At 71.2% G+C, this 6,756-nt stretch carries 6 protein-coding genes; 4 read left to right on the top strand and 2 right to left on the bottom strand.

Translation table 11 applies throughout. The features are described 5' to 3' along the window. Positions 1-341: 341 nt before the first annotated feature. Entirely contained in the window at positions 342-812 is a 471-nt protein-coding gene (locus tag ACIP4Y_RS11975) for a DUF5709 domain-containing protein (protein WP_358644493.1), read from the top strand. A 51-nt stretch (positions 813-863) separates the two neighbouring features. After that, positions 864-1,127, top strand: a complete 264-nt coding sequence (locus tag ACIP4Y_RS11970) for a type B 50S ribosomal protein L31 (RefSeq protein WP_358644491.1) — start codon at positions 864-866, stop codon at positions 1,125-1,127. Between the two features lie 14 nt (positions 1,128-1,141). On the opposite strand, the gene ACIP4Y_RS11965 is transcribed toward ACIP4Y_RS11970, so the two are convergent. Next, positions 1,142-1,936, bottom strand: a complete 795-nt coding sequence (locus ACIP4Y_RS11965; protein ID WP_401391232.1) for a metal-dependent hydrolase — start codon at positions 1,934-1,936, stop codon at positions 1,142-1,144. Positions 1,937-2,081: 145 nt separating this feature from the next. Between ACIP4Y_RS11965 and ACIP4Y_RS11960 the strand changes: the two genes are divergently transcribed. Both ACIP4Y_RS11960 and ACIP4Y_RS11955 read left to right on the top strand, forming a co-directional pair. Further along, a complete protein-coding gene (locus ACIP4Y_RS11960; protein WP_401391229.1) occupies positions 2,082-4,595 on the top strand; it encodes a DEAD/DEAH box helicase in 2,514 nt (837 codons plus the stop codon). 46 nt (positions 4,596-4,641) lie between these two features. Continuing rightward, positions 4,642-5,508: an acyl-CoA thioesterase II gene (locus tag ACIP4Y_RS11955; protein ID WP_358644485.1), complete on the top strand. Its 867-nt coding sequence runs from the start codon at positions 4,642-4,644 to the stop codon at positions 5,506-5,508. Between the two features lie 35 nt (positions 5,509-5,543). Here ACIP4Y_RS11955 and ACIP4Y_RS11950 read toward each other — a convergent pair whose 3' ends face one another. After that, positions 5,544-6,680, bottom strand: a complete 1,137-nt coding sequence (locus ACIP4Y_RS11950; protein WP_401391225.1) for a DUF6397 family protein — start codon at positions 6,678-6,680, stop codon at positions 5,544-5,546. Between the last annotated feature and the right edge of the window lie 76 nt (positions 6,681-6,756).

Below are 6,756 nucleotides of genomic sequence, written 5' to 3'. Positions count from 1 at the left end.
GACCCGTCGACCCGGGCCACCGGGAGTGTGCAGCCCGCCGGGGTGCCACGCCCCCAGGTACCGTCCCCGCTGCCGCCGGCCGGAAATCGGGGCGCGAGGGGGTCGGCCCTTCCCGGTGCCGCGGCGGTGGGTCGCGCACCGGCCCGGTGCCGGGCGTCCGCCCCACCGGGACCCGTGCCGTTGCGCGGTGGCGAGCAGGGGTGGAAGGCTGGAAAGCGGCACCAGCCCGGGGTACATCCGGGAACCAGGAGGTTCGCGGTGGGTGATCCCGCGCCCTGCGTGCCGACGGCCCGCCGTCCGCTGGGGCGGCACCCGGCCGTCCTCACCACCTGGAGGTAGTCGTGGACAGCGCCGACGGTTGGGGGGACGACGTCTACCAGCCCGATCCCGCGGAGATCCGGGAGGACTCGGGGGTGCTCGACGTCGAGGACACTCTGGATTTCGACGGCGTCGCCGACCCCCTCGACCGCGGCTGGTCCCCTCCCGAGCGACCGTGGGCGGTCGAACACACCGGTGTGACGGCGGCCGAACGCCAGGCGGGCGAGACCCTCGACCAGCGGCTCGCCGAGGAGCTGCCGGACCTCGCCGCACCCGACGGCGACGGCATCGGTGATTGCGCAGGAACCGACGGGGAACTCCTCGACAACGAGGTCGGCGACTCCCGCTCCGGCCGACTGGTGGCCCCCGACGAGGGCGCGCACGAGGACGAGGAGGCCGCCCTCGTCGCCACCGACGTCGGCATCGACGGCGCCGCCGCCTCCGCCGAGGAAGCAGCGATGCACATCGTCGACGAGGACACCCTCTCCGGCTGAGCCGGACCCTGCGGATCCGCCCGTCCCGACCGCCCCGTACAAGGAGCCGCCATGCAGCAGGACCAGCACCCCGACTACCACCCGGTCGTCTTCCGTGACCGCGCCGCCGGCTACGCCTTCCTGACCCGGTCCACCGCGCGGAGCGAGCAGACCATCGACTGGGACGACGGACAGACCTACCCGGTGATCGACGTGGAGATCTCCTCGGAGAGCCACCCCTTCTACACGGGCAAGGCCCGTACGGTCGACACCGAGGGCCGTATCGCCCGCTTCGAGCGCCGGTACGGCGCGGCGGACGCCGGCGAGGCGACCTGATCCAGGCGCCTTCCTCAGATCACGTTGAGAGCCGCGGCGCAGCCCACTCCCCCGAGCAGCATGAACATCGGCATGAGCACCTTCAGCTCGACCCAGCTGCCCGCCCGGAACCGCATCGCCTTCGGCGGCCCCAGCGGATACCAGCGCTTGCGGCCCACCGGGATCGGCCACAGGATCGGGCAACCGGACACGGTCAGCGCGTCCCCGATGTCGTGGACCAGCGCGCCCAGCACGATCGGCAGCCCAAGCCACAGGTACTCCTGCCCCGGCGCGGTGAACAGCCAGTCGGAGCCGTTGCCCGGCTTGTCCAGCACTCCCGCCAGGATCCACGCGCTGGTCGCCGCCAGCAGCCAGACCAGGACATCGCTGCTGGAACCGCGCGCCGCCCGCCACAGCAGACCCTCGATGGCGAGCACCATGTGCACGAACAGGATCGCCAGCACCGCCCACCGGCCCCCCGTGATCGCCGCCACGGAACAGCCGGCGCCGAGCAGGACCGCCCACAACCAGGTGTGCGTCAACGTACGGTGACCGCCGGAGCGGCGCGGATCGCCCTGCTTCCTGGTCGCCTTGTAGACGGCGTACGACAGCTTGTCCACGATCTCGCAGATCCAGCGGGAGACCGGCCCGAAGGCCCGGGAGATGGTGGCCGCCTTGTGATCGAGGTCCGGGGCGAGCGCGGCGCCGGCGCAGATCAGCGCGCCGGAGAGGAGGACCGGCCAGGGCATCGGATGCCCGGCCGCAGCGGCGGCGGCTCCGACGCCCAGCCAGGCCGCGGCCCCCGACAGTGAGTGTGCTGGTCCCATCATGGCCGCTTCCCGCCCCATTCCTCGTGTGCCGCTGTCCAGTTGACCCGGTGCGCTGACGCGGCGTCGGCGACACAGCGTAGCGGCCGTGATCTTCGCACCCGCAGCCGATTCCCCGCTCGGGCCGAAGGCCAGGCAAGATGGGGGCGTGACCCTCATCGATCAGCTGCCGCCGACCGCCGACCCCGACGCCCTGTACGAAGCCTTCGAGTCGTGGGCGCAGGAGCGCGGCCTCACCCTCTATCCCCACCAGGAGGAGGCGCTGATCGAGGTGGTTTCCGGGGCGAACGTGATCGTCTCGACGCCCACCGGCTCCGGCAAGAGCATGATCGCCGCGGGCGCGCACTTCGCCGCGCTGGCCCGGGACGAGGTCACCTTCTACACGGCACCGATCAAGGCCCTGGTGTCGGAGAAGTTCTTCGAGCTGTGCAAGCTCTTCGGCACCGAGAACGTCGGCATGCTCACCGGCGACGCCTCCGTGAACGCCGACGCGCCCGTGATCTGCTGCACCGCCGAGGTGCTGGCGTCGATCGCGCTGCGCGACGGCAAGCACGCGGACGTCGGCCAGGTCGTCATGGACGAGTTCCACTTCTACGCCGAGGGCGACCGCGGCTGGGCCTGGCAGATCCCGCTGCTGGAGCTCCCGCAGGCGCAGTTCATCTTGATGTCGGCCACTTTGGGCGATGTGTCCTTCTTCGAGAAGGACCTCACCCGCCGCACCGGCCGCCCCACTGCGGTGGTCCGCTCGGCGACCCGCCCGGTGCCCCTCTCCTACGAGTACGAGCTGACCCCGCTCACCGAGACGCTCACCGACCTGCTGGAGAGCAAGCAGGCTCCGGTCTACATCGTGCACTTCACGCAGGCGCAGGCCGTGGAACGGGCGCAGGCGCTGATGAGCATCAACATGTGCACGCGGGAGGAGAAGGACCAGATCGCCGAGTTGATCGGCAACTTCCGCTTCACCACCAAGTTCGGCCGGAACCTCTCCCGCTACGTGCGGCACGGCATCGGCGTGCACCACGCCGGCATGCTGCCCAAGTACCGGCGCCTGGTGGAGAAGCTCGCCCAGGCCGGTCTGCTGAAGGTCATCTGCGGCACGGACACGCTCGGGGTGGGCGTCAACGTGCCCATCCGCACGGTGCTGTTCACAGCGCTGACCAAGTACGACGGCAGCCGGGTGCGCACCCTGCGGGCCCGGGAGTTCCACCAGATCGCGGGCCGGGCCGGACGGGCCGGTTTCGACACCGCGGGTCTGGTGGTCGCGCAGGCGCCGGAGCACGTCATCGAGAACGAGAAGGCGCTGGCGAAGGCGGGCGACGACCCCAAGAAGCGGCGCAAGGTGGTGCGCAAGAAGGCGCCGGAGGGCTTTGTCGGCTGGACGGAGAACACCTTCCAGAAACTGATCGAGTCGGAGCCGGAGCCGCTGACCTCGCGATTCCGGGTGACGCACACGATGCTGCTGTCGGTGATCGCCCGCCCGGGCAACGCGTTCGAGGCGATGCGCCACCTCCTGGAGGACAACCACGAGCCGCGCAAGCAGCAGCTGCGGCACATCCGCCGGGCGATCGCGATCTACCGCTCCCTGCTGGACGGCGGGATCGTGGAGAAGCTCGACAAGCCGGACGCCGAGGGCCGCATCGTCCGGCTCACGGTCGACCTCCAGCAGGACTTCGCGCTGAACCAGCCGCTGTCCACGTTCGCCCTCGCCGCGTTCGAACTCCTCGATCCCGAGTCGCCGTCCTACGCCCTCGACATGGTCTCCGTCGTCGAGTCCACCCTGGACGACCCGCGGCAGATCCTCGTCGCCCAGCAGAACAAGGCCCGCGGCGAGGCCGTGGCCGCGATGAAGGCCGACGGCGTCGAGTACGAGGAGCGCATGGAGCGCCTCCAGGACATCACGTACCCGAAGCCGCTGGAAGAGCTCCTCTTCCACGCGTACAACACCTACCGCAAGAGCCACCCGTGGGTCGGCGACCACCCGCTGTCGCCGAAGTCGGTGATCCGGGACATGTACGAGCGGGCGATGTCCTTCACGGAGCTGGTGTCCTTCTACGAGCTGGCCCGCACCGAGGGGATCGTGCTGCGCTACCTCGCCAGCGCGTACAAGACCCTGGACCACACCATCCCGGACGACCTGAAGTCCGAGGACCTGCAGGACCTGATCGAGTGGCTGGGCGAGATGGTGCGCCAGGTGGACTCCAGCCTGCTGGACGAGTGGGAGCAGCTCGCCAACCCCGAGGAGATGACCGCCGAGGAGGCCCAGGAGAAGGCCGACGAGGTCAAGCCGGTCACCACCAACGCCCGCGCCTTCCGCGTCCTCGTCCGCAACGCCATGTTCCGCCGCGTGGAGCTGGCCGCCCTCGACCACGTCGAGGAACTCGGCGAGATGGACGCCGGATCCGGCTGGGACGCCGAGGCCTGGGGCGAGGCGATGGACAAGTACTGGGACGAGTACGAGGATCTCGGCACCGGCCCCGACGCCCGCGGCCCCAAGCTGCTGGTCATCAAGGAGGAGCCGGAGAACGGGCTCTGGCGCGTCCGCCAGATCTTCGACGACCCGAACGGCGACCACGACTGGGGCATCAGCGCGGAGATCGACCTCGCGGCCTCCGACGCCGAGGGCCGCGCCGTCGTCCGCGTCACCGATGTCGGCCAGCTGTGAGCAGCTCGGGGTCCGTGGCAAGCCGAGGAGAATGAGAATCCCACCGATGACGAATCCGGCCGAGAGACTGGTCGACCTGCTCGACCTGGAGCAGATCGAGGTCAACATCTTCCGTGGCCGCAGCCCGCAGGAGTCCCTGCAGCGGGTGTTCGGCGGCCAGGTGGCCGGCCAGGCGCTGGTCGCCGCCGGCCGCACCACGGACGGCGAACGCCCGGTGCACTCGCTGCACGCGTACTTCCTGCGCCCGGGCCGTCCGGGCGTGCCGATCGTGTACCAGGTGGAACGGGTCCGCGACGGGCGATCCTTCACGACGCGCCGGGTCACGGCCGTGCAGCAGGGCCGCACGATCTTCAATCTGACCGCCTCCTTTCACAAGCCTGAGGAAGGACCGTTCGAGCACCAGCTGCCGCCGGCCCGCGAGGTGCCGGATCCCGAGGCGCTGCCGACGGTCACCGAGGAGATCCGCAAACATCTGGGGGCGCTGCCGGAGCAGTTGGAGCGGATGGCGCGCCGCCAGCCGTTCGACATCCGGTACGTCGACCGCCTGCGCTGGAACGCAGAGGAGATCGAGGGTGCCGAGCCGCGCAGCGCCGTGTGGATGCGCGCGGTCGGACCGCTCGGTGACGATCCGCTGGTCCACACCTGCGCGCTGACCTACGCCAGCGACATGACCCTCCTGGACGCGGTACGCATCCCGGTGGAGCCCCTGTGGGGGCCGCGGAACTTCGACATGGCCTCGCTGGACCACGCCATGTGGTTCCACCGGCCGTTCCGCGCGGACGAGTGGTTCCTGTACGACCAGGAGTCACCGGTCGCGACCGGCGGACGTGGGCTGGCCCGCGGACGCATCTACGACCTGCAGGGACGACTGCTCGTCTCGGTCGTGCAGGAAGGCCTGTTCAGGGCCCTGTAACAGCCGGTGCCAGGTGCCGCCTCCGGCGCGGGTGTTCAGACCCGCGCCGGCCGTGCCGGGCGGGAGCTTCTCCGCCGCAACCAGGCCCGCAGACCACGGGACGACCGCGACGGAACGGCCTGCGCCGGCTCGTGGCCCCGGGGCGCGGGTTGCACCACCGGTCGTCCGGTGAATTCCGGGGGCCGCACGCACGACTCCGAAGTCCGCAGCGGCAACCGGGCGTCCCGCACGGTCGACTCCGCGGGCCGTGGCGCGGATTCCAGGGCCCTCGTCGTCCCTCCCGTCGGCCGGATGACCGTCCGCTCCTCCACGCGCCCGGTGACCGTCCGTGCCATCGGCGGGACAGGACGTGCGATGGTGCGGGGCGTCGGCGGTACGCGGCGGGCGGCCGGGCGCGGGGCGGGCGAGGCCTCGCGTGCCTCGTCGACCGAGCGCGCCAGTTCGCTGCGCAGCCAGCCGACCTCGTCCGCGTCCTGCGCCGTCGTGATCCGCTCGGCGAGGTGGGCGGAGGGGGATCCGGGGAGGCCGTGGCCCGGTGGGGCGGGCCGGAACCGGTTCAGGTAGGCGCGCTCGTACGGGTCCTTGACGACGTCGGCGACCTCGACGGGCGCGAGCAGGGCGGCCACGGCCCCGGCGCGGGCCCACGGGTCCTCGGCCTGTCGCAGCAGGAATCCGAGGTGACGTCCGCGCCAGTTGCGTGCCCGCAGATCCACTCCGGCCGCCAGCTGGCTGCGCAGCGTCTCGGGCGTACGCCCCTTGAGCAGGTGCGCGTTCTCCGGGCCCGCCGCGAACTGGCGCAGCTCTTCCGCCAAATAGAGCCAGACCACGGCTCGGTAGCGGTTGAGGTAGAACGTGACGGGCACGAGAAGTCCCAGGCGGGCGAGCCGGCTGAACCTGCCGGCTGGGATCTCCATGAGGGCGGCACCCTCCGCCGTACCCACGACCTGCACCCGCTGACGGAGGGATTCGGGGAAGTCGTCCTCGGCGCGGAGGCGATCGATCTCCGCGCGCTCCACGTGCCGGCCCCCTCCCCCGCCCTCGTCGGGCACGGTCCGGATGCGGCCGAGCTGCACGGCGAGGTCGAATTCGCTTCGCTTGAGCCCGAGTTCGCGAGCGGCGCGGCTCGGCGTGCAGGTGGTGGGGCGGGGTGGGCCGAAGGTGCGTGCCGACATGGTCGTACTCCCCCGTGGAGTCCGTGGCTCACGCCCGGTGCGTTCGCCGTGCACTCACCGTAGCCGGTCGGTCGCA

This window comes from Streptomyces sp. NPDC088810 (assembly GCF_044750305.1).
Taxonomy (GTDB): domain Bacteria; phylum Actinomycetota; class Actinomycetes; order Streptomycetales; family Streptomycetaceae; genus Streptomyces.
Note: the sequence above shows the minus strand (reverse complement) of the source record. Positions and strands in the feature narration are given on the sequence as shown.

What these genes read in the sequence shown, in the direction of transcription:
- ACIP4Y_RS11970 (WP_358644491.1), top strand. Translation starts at nt 864, where the DNA reads ATGCAGCAGGACCAGCACCCCGACTACCACCCGGTCGTCTTCCGTGAC.
- ACIP4Y_RS11965 (WP_401391232.1), bottom strand. Translation starts at nt 1,936, where the DNA reads ATGATGGGACCAGCACACTCACTGTCGGGGGCCGCGGCCTGGCTGGGC.
- ACIP4Y_RS11955 (WP_358644485.1), top strand. Translation starts at nt 4,642, where the DNA reads ATGACGAATCCGGCCGAGAGACTGGTCGACCTGCTCGACCTGGAGCAG.
- ACIP4Y_RS11950 (WP_401391225.1), bottom strand. Translation starts at nt 6,680, where the DNA reads ATGTCGGCACGCACCTTCGGCCCACCCCGCCCCACCACCTGCACGCCG.